The organism is Nonomuraea sp. NPDC049684, from assembly GCF_044465345.1.
In the GTDB taxonomy this organism is placed as follows: domain Bacteria; phylum Actinomycetota; class Actinomycetes; order Streptosporangiales; family Streptosporangiaceae; genus Nonomuraea.
In genome coordinates this window covers 383,492-399,164 of the sequence record NZ_JBITLO010000002.1, presented here as the reverse complement: position 1 = coordinate 399,164, position 15,673 = coordinate 383,492, and the positions used below count along the sequence as shown (strand labels likewise).

The window sequence follows — 15,673 nt, the reverse complement described above, 5'->3', positions numbered from 1 at the left end:
CGTGACCACCGCGAGCGCGAGGCACCTCGACTACCCCTATCCCCGCACGTCGGCCGAGCTGACCGACGAGATGTTGTCCATGTCGGCCGAGGAACTGGCGGCCATCGCCCGCCACCCGCTGACCGTCTACCCCGACACCACCGAGCTCTACTACCGGCTGGCCCGGGAGATGGCCGACGAGTTACGCGCCCGCAACATGCGCGGCGAGCCCACCCGCTGGATCCTGCCCGTGGGGCCGAAGGCGCAGTACCCGATCCTGGCGCGCATCTGCAACGAGGAGCGCATCAGCTGGGCCGACGTGTTCGCCTTCCACATGGACGAGTTCCTCGACTGGCAGGGCCGGCCGGTCGACCCCTCGCACCCGTTCAGCTTCCGCGGCTATTGCGACCGCAACCTCTACCAGCTCCTCGACCCCGACCTGCGGCCCCACCCGGGCAACGTGGTCTTCCCCGACGTGTTCGACCCGGACGCGTTCGGCGCGCGCCTGCGCGCCGAGGGCGGCGCCGACACCTGCTACGCGGGCTTCGGCTACCGGGGACACCTGGCCTTCAACGAGCCGCCGTCCACGCGCTGGCACCAGTACACCGCCGCGGAGTTCGCCGCCTCGACCACGCGCGTCGTCCCGCTGCTCGACGACACGATCGTGGCCCACTCCCACCGGGTGACCGGCGGCTACACGCAGGCGATCCCGCGGATGGCGATCACCGTCGGCATGTCGGAGATCCTCTCCGCCCGCCGGCTGCACCTGATCACCGACGGGGGCGCCTGGAAGCGCTACATCGTCCGGGTGCTGCTGCTCACCACCGAGCCGGACGTGCTGCTCCCGGTGACCTTCGCCCACCACCACCCCGACGTGCGGGTGACCGTCGACGCCGACAGCATCGCGCCCTGCGCCCTCGGGCTGGGCTCGTGACCGTCGTCGCGGTCGGGGCCTACATCGTCGACCTCTACATGTTCGGCGACCGCCTGCCGGAGCCGGGCGAGAGCGTCAACGCCGCCGACTACGCCACCGCGCACGGCGGCAAGGCCGCGAACGTGGCGGTCGCCGCGGCCCGGCTGGGCGCCGCCGCCCGGTTCGTCGGCTGCCTCGGCGACGACGCCGCCCGGCCGGTGGCGCTGGCCGAGCTGCGCGCCGAGGGCATCGAGGTCGGCGAGTGCACCACGGCCGTCGGCGTCGCGACCGGGCGCAGCTTCGTCTACGTCGACGCGGGCGGCGGGCAGCTCGTCATGACCTGGCCGGGGGCCGCCGACCTGCTGCCGCCCGCCCAGGCGGCCGCCGTCGCCGCCGGCCTGCCCGCCGGGTCCGTGCTCGTGCTGCAGGGGGAGATCCCGCTGGAGATCTCCCTCGCCGCCGCGACGGCGGCGCCGCCGGGCGTGCGCGTCCTGCTCAACCCGAGCCCGGCGGGACCGTTCCTGGAGGGGACGGGGAAGGAGCTGCTGGCCCGCGCCGACGTGCTGGTGCTCAACGAGGGCGAGCTGGCCGCGCTGGCCGGCCAGACCCCCGGCGACCTGGACGACCTGCGCGGCAGGACCAGGGGACGCACCGTCGTCGTCACCCGCGGCGAGCACGGCGCCGAGATCGCCGACGACGGCGGCACTATGCTGATCGACGTCCCCAGCGTGCGCGTTGTGGACACCACCGGCGCGGGTGACGCCTTCACCGGCGCCCTGGCGGCCGCCCTCTGCGCCGGCACGGGCCTGGTGCGCGGCGTCCGGCTCGCCTGCCAGGTGGCGACCGTCTCGGTCACGCGCCGGTTCTGTGCCCCCAGCTACCCATCGGCCGCCGAGCTCGGCATCGCCCCGCTCCGCGGTCCGTCCGTGCAGGAGAGACCCGCGTGACACGACGTCATCCCACCCTGGCCATCCAGATCCGTGACCGGCTGCACGCCCTGATCGTCGAGCAGGGGCTGCGCCCCGGTGACAGGCTGCCGTCGGAGAACGAGCTCATGACCCGCTTCGACGTCGGGCGCACCAGCATCAGAGAGGCGTTCAAGCTGCTGGAGCAGGAAGGGCTCATCCAGGCCAGGCACGGCGACGGCCGCTACCTGACCTCGCAGCCCAGCCTGGACCGGCCGCTGACCCGCCTCGAAGGCGTCACCGAGATGCTGGCCAGCCGCGGGTTCACCGCCGACAACACCGTCCTCGACGTCATGGCGACCGAGCCGGACCGCCACCAGCGCGAGCTGCTGCAACTGCCGCCCGGCGAGGCCATCGTCCGGCTGGAACGCCTGCGCCGGCACCGGGACGACGCGCTGCTGTACTCCATCGACCTGTTCCCGCGCTCGCTCATCGGCCGCCCCATGGACGAGGTGGACTGGACCGGCTCGCTGTTCCAGCTCCTCACCGAGCACGGCCACACCATCGCCTACGCCGTCGCCCAGGTCCGCGCGGTGACCCTCAGCCACGCCCAGGCCGAGCGCATCGGCACCCACGAGGACGGCGGCGCCTGGCTGCTGCTCCTCCAGACCCACCACGACAGCGCCGGACGGCCGGTGCTGTATTCGCAGGACTACCACAGGGGCACCGACTTCTCCTTCCACCTGGTGAGACGCCGCGACTGAGTGAGCCGTCGCCGCGTACCGACCGACCGCCGTTCGCCGACGCAGAGAGGATCATGCGATGAGTGCCATCACGCTGGAGGCCGGCCAGCCGATCCCGGCCTCCCCTTCCAGCCTCCGGGCGAGGTGCTCCAGGCTGTCCGTCTTCTGGCTCGCCGAGGACGAGGTCTCCTTCTACGGGCTCCCGCCGCTGCTGATGAAGGTGTCGAACGTGGCCGGGGTCGCGGTCGTGCGCAGCTGCGCGGAGGCCCGGCTGCTGCTGGCCGGCGAGGACTTCGACGTGGCGGTGATCCCGCTCGCCGTCCTGCCGGACGTGCTCGGCGGACGCCCCCGCCGGGCCCGCCCGCAGATCCTGGCCATGGTGCGTCAGGGGGAGGAGCTCGCCCCCTGCGTCGCCCAGCGCTACGGGCTGGCCGGTTGCCTGCTGTGGGACGAGATCAATGTCGCCGGCTTGTCGGGCACCTTCGATCGGCTGCTGCGCGGCGACGCGCCCGTCCCGTCCAGGGGCGGCCCCGACCTGCTCGGCCGCCTGACCGAGCGCGAGCACATGGTGCTGGCGCTGCTGCTGCGCGGCATGAGCAACCACCAGATCGCCCGCTCGATGGGCATCTCCATCCACGGCGTCAAGCGCCACATCTCGAACCTGCTCGTCAAGTTCAACTGCTCCAACCGCACCGAGGTCGCCCTGGTCGCCCAGCGTCTCGGCCTCGATCCCGCCGTCCGCACCCCGCGCCACCTGAGCAGCACCGGCACGTAGCACGTATGACGAACCATCCCCGAACGGTCATCGAGAAACGGAGTGACAATGGACGTCCCTCTCATGGAACTCAGCGGCCGCGCCCCCGTCGTCAGGCTGCATGACATCGAGGCCGACATGGCCGCCGCCACCGACGCCATCAGGTCGCAGCTGACCGGATGGGGCTTCATGGCCGCGGAGGTGCCCGGCATCGGCGAGCGCGTCAAGGCCATGATGAACGAGTTCGCCGCGGCCTGCCGGGCGACCGGGCCGAGCCTGTCCGACTACGCCTACGACGTCGTCCCGCAGCTCGCCGTCGGTGGCACGCACGGGTTCTTCCCGTACAACTCGGAGATCCCGCGCCTGGCCAACGGCGTGCCCGACCCGAAGGAGTTCATCCACGTCAGCGGCGCCATGATCGGCGACCAGCCGCCCGGGGCGGGTGACGTGCTGCGGGCCTTCCCGGCCTTCGGCGCCCGCGCCGCCGAGGTGTTCGACCTCGCCTTCCGGCTGATCTCGCTGTTCGGCGAGGTCGTCCGGGGCATGATGCCGCCCGGCACGCCCGAGCTGGACCTCTCGCACGACGCGACGAACCTGCGGGTGATCCACTACCGGGACGTCGGCGACCGCGAGGTGCTGGCCCACGAGCACTCCGGCATCCAGATGCTCGGCCTCCAGCTTCCCCCGTCCGACCAGGGCCTGCAGTACGTGCTGCACGACGGCACCTGGGTCGAGCCGGTGATCGCCGGAACCGACGTCGTGCTGTGCAACATCGGCCGGATGCTCACCAGCGCCTCCGACGGGCGGTTCCGGCCGTCCACGCACCGGGTGCACACCAAGCCGATGCCCGCCGGCTACGAGCGCCTGTCGTCGGTGCTGTTCGCCTACCCGCAGCACAAGGCCCGCCAGTGGAAGATGGTGGACGGCGAGCTGATGTCGCTGAACGCCACCTGGGGCGACTTCATCGACAGCCGCTTCCAGGGGCTCGGCAAGCAGTCCTGACCGCCCGTCCTCCTGGCGGCCGGGCAGGCCGTCAGGAGGCGGTGGCCCGGACGGCCGCCCGGATCACGTCGGCGACCTCCTTCGGCCGCGACACCGCGACCGCGTGCGAGGCGCCGGCGACCTCCACGGCGGTCGCGCCGGCCCGCTCGGCCCCGAAGCGCTGCACGTCGGGGTTGATGGCCTGGTCGGCGTCGGCGATGACGGCCCACGACGGCCTGGTCCGCCAGGCCGCCGTGGCCGCCGCCTCGGTGAACGCCCCGGCCGCCAGGGGCCGCTGCGCCACCGCGAGCACCCGGGTGACCTCGGCCGGCACGTCGGCGGCGAAGACCTGCGGGAAGGCGTCGGCGGCGATGGTGAACTCGACGGCGGCGCCGCCGTCCGGCAGCGGGTAGGCGGCCTGCCGCAGGCTCGCGCCGAGCGGCGGCTCGGGGAAGCGGCCCTGGAGGTCGCCCAGGCTCTCGCCCTCTTCCGGGACGTACGCGGCGACGTAGACGAGGCCGGCGACGTTGTCCGCCGCGCCGGCCACGGTGATGACCGCGCCGCCGTACGAGTGGCCGGCCAGCACGACCGGGCCGTCGATCTGGGCCGCGACGGAGGCGACGTACGCCGCGTCCGAGGCCAGGCCGCGCAGCGGGTTCGGCGGTGCGACCACGGGGATGCCGTCCCGCTGGAGCTCGGCGATGACGCCGGTCCAGCTCGCGGCGTCGGCGAACGCGCCGTGCACGAGGACGACCGTCGGGGTGGTGCTCTCCGTCATGGGAAAAACTCCTTCTCGGGGCGGAAGGGACCGGTCGGCCCCGGTGGCGATCCAACAGCCGGATCGCTCGCGCGCACGAGGCGGAAACGTACTTCTGCCTGTGGTTCCGCCTCGTCTCTCCGCAGGCCGGTCGCTTGGATGGGGGACGGCCCCCCTGCTTCCCACCCCTTTCCTCCTGGAGCGATCATGATCAAGCCCGTCCTGGAACCCGCCGCTCAGGCGTTCGCCGAGGCCACCGCCGAGCCGCCGTACCTCTTCCAGCTCCCGCCGGAGGAGGGCCGCAAGGCCGTGGACGAGGTGCAGTCCGGCCCGGCCGGGCTGCCCGCCGTGGACGAGGAGTGGGTGACCGTCCCCGGCGGGCCCACCGGCGAGGTCAGGGCCCGCATCGTGCGGCCCGCCGGCAGCACCGGCGACCTGCCCGTGATCATCTACATCCACGGCGCGGGCTGGGTCTTCGGCAACGCCCACACCCACGACCGGCTGGTCCGCGAGCTGGCGACCGGCGCCGGCGCCGCCGTGGTCTTCCCCGAGTACGACCTGTCGCCCGAGCACCGCTACCCGGTCGCCATCGAGCAGAACTGGACGGTCGCCCGCTGGATCGTCACCGACGGCGCCGCCAAGGGCCTGGACGCCACCCGCGTCGCGGTGGCCGGCGACTCCGTGGGCGGCAACATGACCGCCGCGCTGACCATCATGGCCAAGCAGCGCGGCGGGCTGTCGCTGCGCGGCCAGGTGCTGTTCTACCCGGTGACCGACGCCTCCTTCGACACCGGGTCCTACCGGCAGTTCGCCGAGGGCTACTTCCTGCGCCGGGACGGCATGCAGTGGTTCTGGGACCAGTACACGACCTCGGAGGCCGAACGCGCCGAGATCACCGCGTCCCCGCTGCGGGCCACCGTCGAGGAGCTGGCCGGGCTGCCGCCGGCGCTGGTCATCACCGGTGAGGCCGACGTGCTGCGCGACGAGGGCGAGGCGTACGCCGCCAAGCTGCGCGCGGCCGGGGTGCCGGTGACCGCCGTGCGCTACCAGGGCATCATCCACGACTTCGTCATGCTCAACGCGCTGCGCGGCACGTACGCGGCCGAGTCGGCCATCGAGCTGGCCGCCGGCACGCTGCGCCGGGCCCTGCACGAGAGCTGACCGCCCGCGCCATGCCCTCCGCCTACGACCTCGACCAGGTGCGGCACGCCAACGCCACCGGGCGGGTGCCGGTGGTCTTCGTCCACGACCCGTGGTTGCTGGCCGAGAGCTGGGAGCCCTGGGCCGAGGTGTTCGGGCAGGCGGGGTTCGTCCCCCTCATCCCGGCCTGGCCCGAGGACGGCGGGACGGCGGCGCCCGCCGCGCACTTCGCGGCGCTGATCGGCGGGCTGGCGCGCCGGCCCGCCCTGGTCGGCCACGCCGCCGGCGGCCTGGTCGCGCAGATCCTGGCCGGGCGCGGGCTGGCCTGCGCCTGCGTGGCGATCAGCCCGGCGCCGTTCCGCGGGGCGCTCACGTACGGGCGTTTCCGGCACGCCGTGGCCAACGCCGTCGGCGAGGAGGAGGCCAGGCGGCTGTACGAGACGTACGCCGTCCAGGCGGCGGGCGACCCGTGGGGCCTCGACGGCACCGCGCCGGACCGGGGGCCGCTGCTGCTGGTCGCCGGCGAGATGGACCGCACGGTCCCGTGGGCCGCCGCGCACGCCTCCTACCTGTGGCAGGCGCGCAACCGGCACCATCGGACCGAGATCGTCGAGCTGCCGGGCCGCGGGCACTCGATGACCGTGGACAGCGGCTGGCGCGAGGTCTGCGGCACCGCCCTGACCTTCGTCGAACGGTTCGTGGACCCCTGACCGGCCCGCTCAGCCGGTGGCTCCATGCGTTGTCACCGGGGCCAGCCGGGCGAGTTCGGCGCTCACGCGGGCCGCCCGGACGGCGTCGGCGGAGGCTTCGTACAGCTCCAGGGCCTCCTGGAAGGCCGCGTGCGCCTCCTCCCGCCGTCCCAGCTCGACCAGCGCCCGGCCCAGGTTCGTCAGCGTCTGGGCCGTGGCTCGGTTGATCGGGCGTTTGCGCAGCTCGACCAGCGCCTCGCGGTAGTGGTCGGCGGCCTCCTGCCAGCGGCCGAGCGCGAAGTAGCCGTCGCTCAGCAGGTCCAGCGCCGCCCCGACGGCGTGCGCGACGATCACCGGCGTGCCGCCGAACGCCGGGTCGCGCAGCCGTTCCAGCAGCTCCAGCCCGTGCCGGACGGCCTCCTCGATCCGGCCCAGTCGGCGCAGGCCGTTGCCGACGCTGAGCATGGCCTGGGCGTACCCCTCGGGGTCGCCGGCCTGCCGGAAGCACTCCGCCGCCCGCCGCGCGTGCTCCAGGCCGGTCTCCGTGGCGCGCCGGTCGTCGCGCCCCCACAGCGCCCAGGTGGCGTAGGTCAGCGCCCAGCCCTGCTGGCGCACGTCCCCGGCCTCGCGGGCCAGCTCCAGCGCGCGCAGCGCGGTCCGCTCGCCCTCGTCGTAGCGGCCCTGGCAGTACGTGCGCGCCCAGGACAGGTAGTTCAGGTGCACCGCCTCCTGCACGCGGTCGCCCGACTCGCGGGCCGCGCCGGACGACAGCTCGAACACCTCGGGCCAGTGCCCCCAGTGCATCCACAGGTCGGAGAACCAGTGCATGGCCTCGGCCACCTCGACCACCCGCGCGTGCTCCCCGGCGCGGGCCGCCTGCCGCAGCGCGGCCAGCCACGCAGCGCCCTCGGCCTGGAGCCAGTCCTGCGCCTGCCGCGCGCTGTCCAGCTCGACCAGCGAGCTCCACCCGGACGGCGGCGCGCCGTAGCCCGGCTCGAACCAGCGCCCGGCGACGGTCGCGACGTCCAGCAGCCAGTCGTCCATCCGCCGCCGCGCCCGCCGCTGCGCCGTCATGGGCTCCTCGTCGGACAGCCGGGCGCGGGCGAACAGCCGTACCAGGTCGTGGAAGCGGTAGCGGCCGGGGTACGGCGACTGCAGCAGCCCGAGATCGACCAGCTCCTCCAGGGCGTCCTCGGCCTCGTCAGGGCCGAGCTCGGCGAGGACGGCCGTCATCGGCGCCCCGAAGTCCGGCGCGGCGGCCAGCGCCAGCCGCCGGAAGCCGCGCCGCGCGGGCGCCGAGAGCTGCCGGTACGACAGCGCGAAGGCCGCCGCAACCGACAGGTCGCCGGCGGCCAGCGACTCCACCCGGCGTCCCTCGTCGCCGAGGCGGGCGGCCAGGTGCCCGGCGGTCCAGCCGGGCCTGCTCTGCAGCCGGTTCCCGGCGATGCGCAGCGCCAGCGGCAGGTTCCCGCACAGGTCGGCCACCCGCGCGACCCCGTCCGGGTCGGCGTCGGCGCGCTCGGCGCCGACGATCGCGCGCAGCAGCGCGGCCGACTCACCGGCCGCCAGGTGCGCCAGCGGCACCTGGTGCACGCCCTCCAGCCCGGCCAGCGGGCGGCGGCTGGTGACCAGCGTCATCGCCGGGCCCTCTGCGGGCAGCAGCGGGCGCACCTGGGCCTCGTGCGCGGCGTTGTCCAGGATGACCAGGCAGCGCCGGCCGCGCAGCACGGCGCGGTACTGGCCGGCGCGGTCCTCCTCGTCGGCGGGGATGCGCCGCTCGGCCACGCCCAGGGCGTTGAGCAGCCGGGACAGCGCCGCGCCCGGGTCCAGCGGGACCGGGTCCATGCCGCGCAGGTCCAGGTAGAACCGGCCGTCGGGGAACAGGTCGGCCAGGTGGGCGGCGGCGCGCACGGCCAGGGCGGTCTTGCCGATGCCGGCGGCCCCGGAGACGGCGGCGACGACGGCGGGCACGTCCTCGGCCGTGCGGTCGGCCGTGCGGTCGGTCGTGCGGTCGGTCGTGTGGTCGGCGGTGCGGTCGGCTGTGCGGGCGGTTGGGCGGGCGGGCGTGCGGGCGGCCAGGTCGCGCAGCAGGCGCAGCTCCCGTTCGCGGCCGGTGAAGTCGCCCACGCCGCGGGGCGGCTCGCAGGCGCCCGGCGCGGTGTCCTGGCGCGGGCGGCCGGCGCGGGCGGCGTCGGAGAGTGCCGTGCGCCGCGGCTCGTCCAGCCGCAGCGCCCCGGCCAGGGCCTCGACGGTGCGCCGCTGCGGGCCCCGGCTGGCCCCGCGCTCCATGTCGCCGATGGCGCGCACGCTGACGCCGGAGGCGTGGGAGAGCTCCTCGATGGTCAGCCCGGCGGCGTGTCTCAGGCTCCGCAGCATCGTGCCGAACGACTCCGCCACCCGTCCCCCTCAGCGATTGTGAGCGGCGAAATCCCCCGAAACGCCGCATACCAACCTTATCTGCCGGAAAACGGGGTGAGGTGCTGGTCGATCGAGGTGTACGTCACGGTCCAGAAGTCCTCGAAGACCTTGGGCGCCACCGGCGACGTCATCGCCACCTGGGTGAACAGCACGCCCACCAGCCCCTCCGACGGATCGGTGTAGGCCGTGGTGCCGAGCCCGCCGGTCCATCCGAACCGCCCCGGACGGGTGTAGAGGCGATCGGCCCGGGTGTCCACCTGAACCCCGAACCCCCAGCCGCCCGACCCGAGGAACGTCTCGGCGCCCGCCTTCTGGGCCGGCGACAGATGGTCGGACGTCATCAGCTCGACCGAGGCCCGCGACAGGATCCGGCCGCCGTCGTACCGCCCCTTCTCCAGCAGCATCCGGCAGAACGCGGCGTAGTCGAGGGCGGTCGACAGCAGGCCGGGGCCGCCGCCGCCGGACGGGAAGGCGGGCGGCTCGTGCCACGCGCGCGGGTCGGGCCTCGGCGTCACGCCGCCCGAGCCGTCCGGCAGGTAGCAGCCCGCCAGGCGGTGGAGCCTGTCGGCGGGCAGGTGGTAGCCGGTGTCGCGCATGCCCAGAGGCTCGAAGATCCGCTCGGTCATGAAGTCGTGCAGCGGCTTGCCCGCGGCCCGCGCGACCAGCACGCCCAGGACGTCGGCGCTCGTGTGGTAGGTCCACCGCTCGCCCGGCTGGAACATCAGCGGCAGCGCACCCAGCCGTTCGAGCCACTCGTCCGGGCCGTCGTCGGGGCCGTCGGGGCCGCGGTCGATCCGCGGGTCGCGCATCGCGCGCAGGATGGGCAGGTCGCCCTCCATCAGGAGCTGTCCGGTGCCCAGCCGGAAGGTCAGCAGGTCGCGTACGGTGATCGGCCGCCTGGCGGGCACCGTGTCGTCCAGCGGCGCGTCCAGGGCGCGCAGCACCCGGCGGCCGGCCAGCTCGGGGACGAGGTCGTCGATCGGGTCGTCGATCCGCAGGACGCACTCCTCCGCCAGGATCATCGCCGCCGCCGCGGTGACGGCCTTGGTCAGCGACGCGATCCGGAAGATCGAGTCGGCCCCGACGGCCGCCCCGCCGCCGCTCTCCAGCGTGCCCATCGGCACGACGTGCGTCTCGCCCCGATGATGGACGAGCCCGACCAGCCCCGGCACCTCCCCCCGCGCCACGAACCCGCCCAGCACGCCCCGCATCCGCTGTTCCAGTACGCTCATCGGTCCTCCTGAAGTGACGGGTCGTGACAATGACCGGACGGACCCGGAAAACTCATCGTCATGGCGTGTCCATCCGGGCGGGTCCCGTTCGTGGTTACGGCGTACGGCGGTCCCGCCGTACGCCGACCGTGAAGGGGAACACCGATGAAGTACATGCTGCTGATCAACGCCGGCACCTCCGACGAGCAGGAGCCGGGCGACTTCCAGGAGTGGATGGCCTACGACAAGTCCGTCCGGGAGGCGGGCATCCTGGTCTCCGGCGAGTCGCTGGCCGACCTGGTGACCGCCACCACCGTACGGGTGAGCGCCGACGGCACGCCCACCGTCACCGACGGCCCGTACGCCGAGACGCGCGAGGTCCTGGGCGGCTTCTACGTGATCGACGTGCCGGACCTCGACGCCGCCCTCGACTGGGCCGTGCGCTGCCCGGGTGCGCGCGGCGGCGGCTCGGTGGTGGTGCGCCCGGTCGCCGACTTCGATGCGTGAGATCGAGGCCGTCTTCCGTGAGGAGCGCGGCCGGCTGCTGGCCGCGCTCGTCCGCCGCTTCGGCGACCTCGACCTCGCCGAGGAGGTCACCTCCGACGCCGTCGAGGCGGCGCTGAGGCACTGGCCCGCCGAGGGCGTGCCGCCCAATCCGGGCGCGTGGCTGATGACCACCGCGCGGCGCAAGGCGGTCGACCGGCTCAGGCGCGAGCAGGCGCTGGCCACCCGGCTGGCCGTCCTGGCGGCGGAGGCCGAGCGGGCCGCCCCCGAAGCGCCCCCCGGCGAGGACGGCGGCCTGCCCGACGAACGGCTGCGGCTCTTCTTCACCTGCGCCCACCCCGCGCTGCCGGCCGAGGACCGCGGGGCGCTGACGCTGCGCTGCCTGGCCGGCCTGACCACCCCCGAGGTGGCGCGGGCCTACCTGGTGCCGGCCCAGACGATGGCCAAGCGCATCGTCCGGGCCAAGAAGAAGATCAGGGAGGCGCGCGTCCCGTTCCGCGTGCCCGAGGCCCACGAGCTGCCGGAACGGGTGCCCGGCGTGCTCCAGGTGATCTACTCGATCTTCACCGAGGGCTACGCGGCCAGCTCCGGGCCCTTCCTCCAGCGGCTCGACCTGGCAGAGGAGGCGATCAGGCTGGCCCGGATCCTGCGCCGGCTGCTGCCCGCCGAGCGGGAGGTCGCCGGGCTGCTGGCGCTGCTGCTGCTGGTGCACGCCCGGCGCGAGGCCCGTACCGGGCCCGAGGGGGAGCCGGTGCTGCTCGGCGAGCAGGACCGCGGCCTGTGGGACCGGGCCATGATCGAGGAGGGGTCGGCGCTGGTGGTGACCGCGCTCAGCGGCGGCCCGCCCGGCCCGTACGCCGTCCAGGCCGCGATCGCGGCGCTGCACGACGAGGCCCCGGACCTGGCCACGACCGACTGGCCGCAGGTCGTGGCCCTGTACGACGTGCTGCTCGCGCTCGACCCCTCTCCGGTGGTGGCGCTGAACCGGGCGGCGGCGGTGGCCATGCGCGACGGGCCCCAGACCGGGCTGGCGCTGCTGGACGAGCTGGCCGGGGCGCGGCGGCTGCGCGACTACCACCCGTACCTGCTGGCCCGCGCCGACCTGCTGCACCGGCTCGGCCGCCTGCCCGAGGCCGCGCAGGCGTACCGCGCCGCGCTCCGGACGGCCGGGAGCGAGCCCGAGCGCGCCCACCTCCGCCGCCGCCTGGCCGCGCTGGAGGAGGCCGGGCAGGAGGTTTGAGCACGGCCCTGACCAGGGAGAACTGCTGCGATGGGTGGAGCAGACGGTGACCGCTACCTGCCGATCGCCGAGCACGGCCTCATCGGCGATCTGCGCAGCGTGGCCCTGGTCGGCACCAACGGCACCATCGACTGGTACTGCTGCCCGGCCTTCGACTCGCCCAGCGTGTTCGCCGCGATCCTCGACGCCGACCGGGGCGGGGCGTTCGAGCTGGCCACCGACGTGCCGGCGCGCACCAAGCAGTTCTACTTCCCCGACACCAACGTGCTCATCACCCGCTTCTTCACCGAGAGCGGGGTGGGCGAGATCCAGGACTTCATGCCGATCATCGGCGAGCCGGGCGGCCGCGGCCGGCAGCGGCTGATCCGCCGGGTGCTCTGCGTGCGCGGCTCGCTGCCCTTCCACGCGCGGGTGGCCCCCCGCTTCGGCTACGGGGCCGACCCGCACGTCGTGCGCGAGGTCGACGGCCTGACCGTCTTCGAGTCCGCCCGGCTGACGCTCGGGCTGAGCGCCACCGTGCCGGTCGAGTGCGACGGACGCGACGTGCGGGCGTGCTTCACCCTCGTGGAGGGCGAGTCGGAGGTGTTCGCGCTGGACCGGATCGAGGCCGAGATCCCGCCGCTCGGCTGCCCGCACGTCGAGGCGGAGGAGGCGATGACCGCCACGGTCGCGTTCTGGCGCAAGTGGCTGTCGGCCTCCCGCTACCGGGGCAGGTGGCGGGAGATGGTCCACCGCTCGGCCCTGACGCTCAAGCTGCTGACGTACGCGCCCACCGGCGCGATCGTCGCCGCGCCGACGACCAGCCTGCCCGAGCTGATCGGCGGCGAGCGCAACTGGGACTACCGCTACCTGTGGATCCGCGACGCCGCCTTCTGCGTCTACGCCCTGCTCCGGCTGGGCTTCACCGGCGAGGCCGAGGCGTTCATGTCGTTCCTGACCCGGCACGTCAGCCTGCGCGCCGCCGGCCCCAACGGCCCCCTCCAGATCATGTACGGCATCGACGGCCGCACCGACCTGCCCGAACGACAGCTCGACCACCTGGAGGGCTACCGCGGCTCGGCCCCGGTACGCGTCGGCAACGCCGCCGCCGGCCAGCTCCAGCTCGACATCTACGGCGCCCTGCTCGACTCCGTCTACCTCTACGACAAATGGGGCAAGCCCATCTCCAGCGACCACTGGGACGCCGTCTGCGCCCTGGTCGACTGGGTCTGCGACAACTGGGACCAGCCCGACGAGGGCGTCTGGGAGACCAGGGGCGGGCGCAAGAAGTTCCTGTACTCCCGGCTGATGTGCTGGGTCGCCATCGAACGCGCCATGCGCATGGCCGCCCGCCGCGGCCTGCCCGCCGACATCCCCCACTGGCGCGGGGCGCGCGACGACCTCTACCGGCAGATCATGGCCCATGGCTGGTCCGATCTGCGGCAGGCGTTCGTCCAGCACGAGGACGGCGACGTGCTCGACGCGGCGCTGCTGATGATGCCGCTGGCCAAGTTCGTCTCGCCCACCGACCCGAAGTGGCTGTCCACCCTCGACGCGCTCACCGCCGACCTGGTGTCGGACTCCCTGGTCTACCGCTACGACCCGGACGCCAGCCCCGACGGCCTGCGCGGCCAGGAGGGCACATTCTCCATCTGCTCCTTCTGGTACGTCGAGGCGCTGGTCCGCGCCGGCCGGGTGGAGGAGGCCCGCCTGGCCTTCGAGAAGATGCTGACCTACGCCAACCACCTCGGCCTGTACGCCGAGGAGATCGGCCGGACGGGCGAGCAGCAGGGCAACTTCCCGCAGGCGTTCACCCACCTGGCCCTGATCAGCGCCGCCTTCAACCTCGACCGCGCCCTCGGCTGACCTCAGGGATCCCAAGGCGCGGTCCAGGGGTATCGGGGATGTCGCCGGAAGCTCATGATCGGTGTCACCCCCCGACCCGATGGGACATCTCATGCTGCGACCGATCCTTGCGGCACTGGCCCTCCTCGTGGCCGTGCTCGTCCCGCTCCCGCCCGCCGCCGCGATCCCGGGCGCCGGCTGGTTTCCGTGCCCGGAGGACCCGGCCGCCCAGTGCGCCCGGCTCACCCTGCCGGTCGACTGGGCCGACCCCGGCGGCCCGACGTTCGACCTGGCCGTGGCGCGGCGTCCGGCCACCGATCCCGCGGGCCGGATCGGCTCACTGGTGATCAACCCGGGCGGCCCCGGCAACTCGGGCGTGGACGCCGTCCTGCGCGACGACCTGCGCCTCAGCCCGGAGCTGGCGGCCCGCTTCGACGTGGTCGGCTTCGACCCGCGCGGCGTCGCCCGCAGCCATCCGGTGCTCTGCTCGCTGCCGCTGGCCCGGCAGGCCCCCGACCCGCTGACGCGCGACCAGGCCGGCTTCGACCGGCGGCTGGCGTACAACGCCCGCTACCGGCAGGACTGCCGGGCCCGTACCGGGCCGCTCTACGACCACGTGGACAGCGCGTCCGTCGTCCGCGACCTGGAGGCGCTGCGGGCGGCGCTCGGCGAGGAACGCCTCACCTTCTACGGCGTCTCCTACGGCACCCTCATCGGCCAGCTCTACGCGGAACGGTTCCCCCGGCAGGTCCGCGCGCTGGCCCTGGACAGCAACATGGACCACAGCCTCGGCACCGCCGAGATGCTCGACACCGACACCTGGACCACCCAGGACTCCTTCGACGCCTTCGTCTCGTGGTGCGCGACGGCCCCCGCCTGCGTGCTGCGCGGACGTGACGTGCGGGCGCTGCTGAGAGACCTGCTCGACCGGGCCGGACGCGGTGAGCTGCGCCTCCCCGACGGCCCGCTCACCCCGTTGGCGCTGCTCCACTTGACGTTCAGCACCTTCTACGCCCCCGACTGGACCGGCCTGGCCACGTTCCTGCGCGACCTCGACGCCGGCTCGGGGGCCGTGCCGCCGCTCGCGCCGCCCGTCCCGGACCAGGAGGTGTTCAACGACGTCACGCCGGTGATCTGCCAGGACTACCTGCTCCCCGTACGCGACCAGCGGGCCTTCGAGCGGCACCTGCGGCGGCTGGCGGCCATCGCGCCCGACATGCGGATGAGCCCGATCTCGGTCTCGCTCACCGTCGCCTGCCTGGGACAGCCTGCGCCGATCCCCGACCCGCAGCACCGGCTGCGCGTCTCGGGCACGCCGCCGCTGCTGCTGGTCAACGGCCTGCACGACCCGGCGACCGGCTACCCGTGGGCGCTGAGCACCGCCCGCCAGATCGGGCGGGAGGCCCGGCTGCTGACCTACGACGGCTGGGGCCACGGCGCCTACGGCCGCAGCCCCTGCCTGACCGGGGCCGTGGACCGCTACCTGACCACCCTGGCCCTTCCCGCCGCGGGCGCGCACTGCCCGGCGGTGCCGCCCGCGCGGGGCCTCACCGCCGGGCCTCGCCGTCCGGCGGGGCCGGTGCCGGGTCTGCCGGGCTGGACCCGGCGCTCCTGA

General features: G+C 74.2%; 14 protein-coding genes. 11 read left to right on the top strand and 3 right to left on the bottom strand.

All coding sequences use genetic code 11. The features are described 5' to 3' along the window. Position 1: 1 nt before the first annotated feature. From ACIBST_RS07655 to ACIBST_RS07635, 5 genes are read left to right on the top strand one after another with little or no spacing between them, the layout of a single operon-like run. Positions 2 to 913 (top strand): 6-phosphogluconolactonase, encoded by a 912-nt coding sequence (locus ACIBST_RS07655; RefSeq protein WP_397169958.1) that lies wholly within the window; start codon positions 2 to 4, stop codon positions 911 to 913. Continuing rightward, a complete protein-coding gene (locus ACIBST_RS07650) occupies positions 910 to 1,839 on the top strand; it encodes a PfkB family carbohydrate kinase (protein WP_397169956.1) in 930 nt (309 codons plus the stop codon). Before ACIBST_RS07655 ends, ACIBST_RS07650 begins: the two co-directional genes overlap by 4 nt. Beyond that, positions 1,836 to 2,561, top strand: coding sequence for a GntR family transcriptional regulator (locus ACIBST_RS07645; RefSeq protein ID WP_397169954.1), 726 nt, complete (start codon positions 1,836 to 1,838; stop codon positions 2,559 to 2,561). The genes ACIBST_RS07650 and ACIBST_RS07645 overlap by 4 nt, the downstream gene beginning before the upstream one ends. 58 nt (positions 2,562 to 2,619) lie before the next feature. Further along, the gene (locus ACIBST_RS07640; protein ID WP_397169953.1) at positions 2,620 to 3,315 is read left to right on the top strand and encodes a response regulator transcription factor; all 696 of its coding nucleotides are present in this window, start codon (positions 2,620 to 2,622) and stop codon (positions 3,313 to 3,315) included. A gap of 48 nt (positions 3,316 to 3,363) precedes the next feature. Then, complete coding sequence (locus tag ACIBST_RS07635; protein WP_397169951.1) at positions 3,364 to 4,296, top strand: 2OG-Fe(II) oxygenase family protein; 933 nt, start codon at positions 3,364 to 3,366, stop codon at positions 4,294 to 4,296. Between the two features lie 31 nt (positions 4,297 to 4,327). Here the strand turns inward: ACIBST_RS07635 and ACIBST_RS07630 are convergent, their stop codons facing one another. Beyond that, positions 4,328 to 5,053: an alpha/beta fold hydrolase gene (locus tag ACIBST_RS07630; protein WP_397169950.1), complete on the bottom strand. Its 726-nt coding sequence runs from the start codon at positions 5,051 to 5,053 to the stop codon at positions 4,328 to 4,330. A 186-nt stretch (positions 5,054 to 5,239) separates the two neighbouring features. On the opposite strand from ACIBST_RS07630, the gene ACIBST_RS07625 reads away from it, so the two are divergent. Next, positions 5,240 to 6,193 carry an alpha/beta hydrolase gene (locus ACIBST_RS07625; protein WP_397169948.1) on the top strand — a complete coding sequence of 318 codons (954 nt, stop codon included), beginning with the start codon at positions 5,240 to 5,242 and terminating at the stop codon, positions 6,191 to 6,193. Positions 6,194 to 6,204: 11 nt separating this feature from the next. Continuing rightward, positions 6,205 to 6,882 carry an alpha/beta hydrolase gene (locus ACIBST_RS07620; RefSeq protein WP_397169947.1) on the top strand — a complete coding sequence of 226 codons (678 nt, stop codon included), beginning with the start codon at positions 6,205 to 6,207 and terminating at the stop codon, positions 6,880 to 6,882. A gap of 9 nt (positions 6,883 to 6,891) precedes the next feature. Here ACIBST_RS07620 and ACIBST_RS07615 read toward each other — a convergent pair whose 3' ends face one another. After that, positions 6,892 to 9,258: an ATP-binding protein gene (locus ACIBST_RS07615; RefSeq protein WP_397169945.1), complete on the bottom strand. Its 2,367-nt coding sequence runs from the start codon at positions 9,256 to 9,258 to the stop codon at positions 6,892 to 6,894. Positions 9,259 to 9,314: 56 nt separating this feature from the next. Beyond that, the gene (locus ACIBST_RS07610; protein ID WP_397169943.1) at positions 9,315 to 10,511 is read right to left on the bottom strand and encodes a serine hydrolase domain-containing protein; all 1,197 of its coding nucleotides are present in this window, start codon (positions 10,509 to 10,511) and stop codon (positions 9,315 to 9,317) included. Between the two features lie 144 nt (positions 10,512 to 10,655). Here ACIBST_RS07610 and ACIBST_RS07605 point away from each other — a divergent pair, with 144 nt between their 5' ends. The 4 genes from ACIBST_RS07605 (at position 10,656) to ACIBST_RS07590 (ending at position 15,673) form a co-directional block, all read left to right on the top strand. Then, on the top strand, positions 10,656 to 10,997 hold the full coding sequence (locus tag ACIBST_RS07605; protein ID WP_352319589.1) for a YciI family protein: 342 nt from the start codon (positions 10,656 to 10,658) through the stop codon (positions 10,995 to 10,997). Beyond that, on the top strand, positions 10,990 to 12,234 hold the full coding sequence (locus ACIBST_RS07600; RefSeq protein ID WP_397169941.1) for an RNA polymerase sigma factor: 1,245 nt from the start codon (positions 10,990 to 10,992) through the stop codon (positions 12,232 to 12,234). Before ACIBST_RS07605 ends, ACIBST_RS07600 begins: the two co-directional genes overlap by 8 nt. Positions 12,235 to 12,264: 30 nt before the next feature. After that, complete coding sequence (locus ACIBST_RS07595; RefSeq protein ID WP_397169939.1) at positions 12,265 to 14,079, top strand: glycoside hydrolase family 15 protein; 1,815 nt, start codon at positions 12,265 to 12,267, stop codon at positions 14,077 to 14,079. Between the two features lie 91 nt (positions 14,080 to 14,170). Next, entirely contained in the window at positions 14,171 to 15,673 is a 1,503-nt protein-coding gene (locus ACIBST_RS07590) for an alpha/beta hydrolase (RefSeq protein WP_397169937.1), read from the top strand.

Coding starts and splice junctions, on each gene's coding strand:
- ACIBST_RS07630 (WP_397169950.1), bottom strand. CDS start 5,053: ATGACGGAGAGCACCACCCCGACGGTCGTCCTCGTGCACGGCGCGTTC.
- ACIBST_RS07640 (WP_397169953.1), top strand. CDS start 2,620: ATGAGTGCCATCACGCTGGAGGCCGGCCAGCCGATCCCGGCCTCCCCT.
- ACIBST_RS07605 (WP_352319589.1), top strand. CDS start 10,656: ATGAAGTACATGCTGCTGATCAACGCCGGCACCTCCGACGAGCAGGAG.
- ACIBST_RS07610 (WP_397169943.1), bottom strand. CDS start 10,511: ATGAGCGTACTGGAACAGCGGATGCGGGGCGTGCTGGGCGGGTTCGTG.
- ACIBST_RS07625 (WP_397169948.1), top strand. CDS start 5,240: ATGATCAAGCCCGTCCTGGAACCCGCCGCTCAGGCGTTCGCCGAGGCC.
- ACIBST_RS07595 (WP_397169939.1), top strand. CDS start 12,265: ATGGGTGGAGCAGACGGTGACCGCTACCTGCCGATCGCCGAGCACGGC.
- ACIBST_RS07620 (WP_397169947.1), top strand. CDS start 6,205: ATGCCCTCCGCCTACGACCTCGACCAGGTGCGGCACGCCAACGCCACC.
- ACIBST_RS07635 (WP_397169951.1), top strand. CDS start 3,364: ATGGACGTCCCTCTCATGGAACTCAGCGGCCGCGCCCCCGTCGTCAGG.
- ACIBST_RS07600 (WP_397169941.1), top strand. CDS start 10,990: ATGCGTGAGATCGAGGCCGTCTTCCGTGAGGAGCGCGGCCGGCTGCTG.
- ACIBST_RS07590 (WP_397169937.1), top strand. CDS start 14,171: ATGCTGCGACCGATCCTTGCGGCACTGGCCCTCCTCGTGGCCGTGCTC.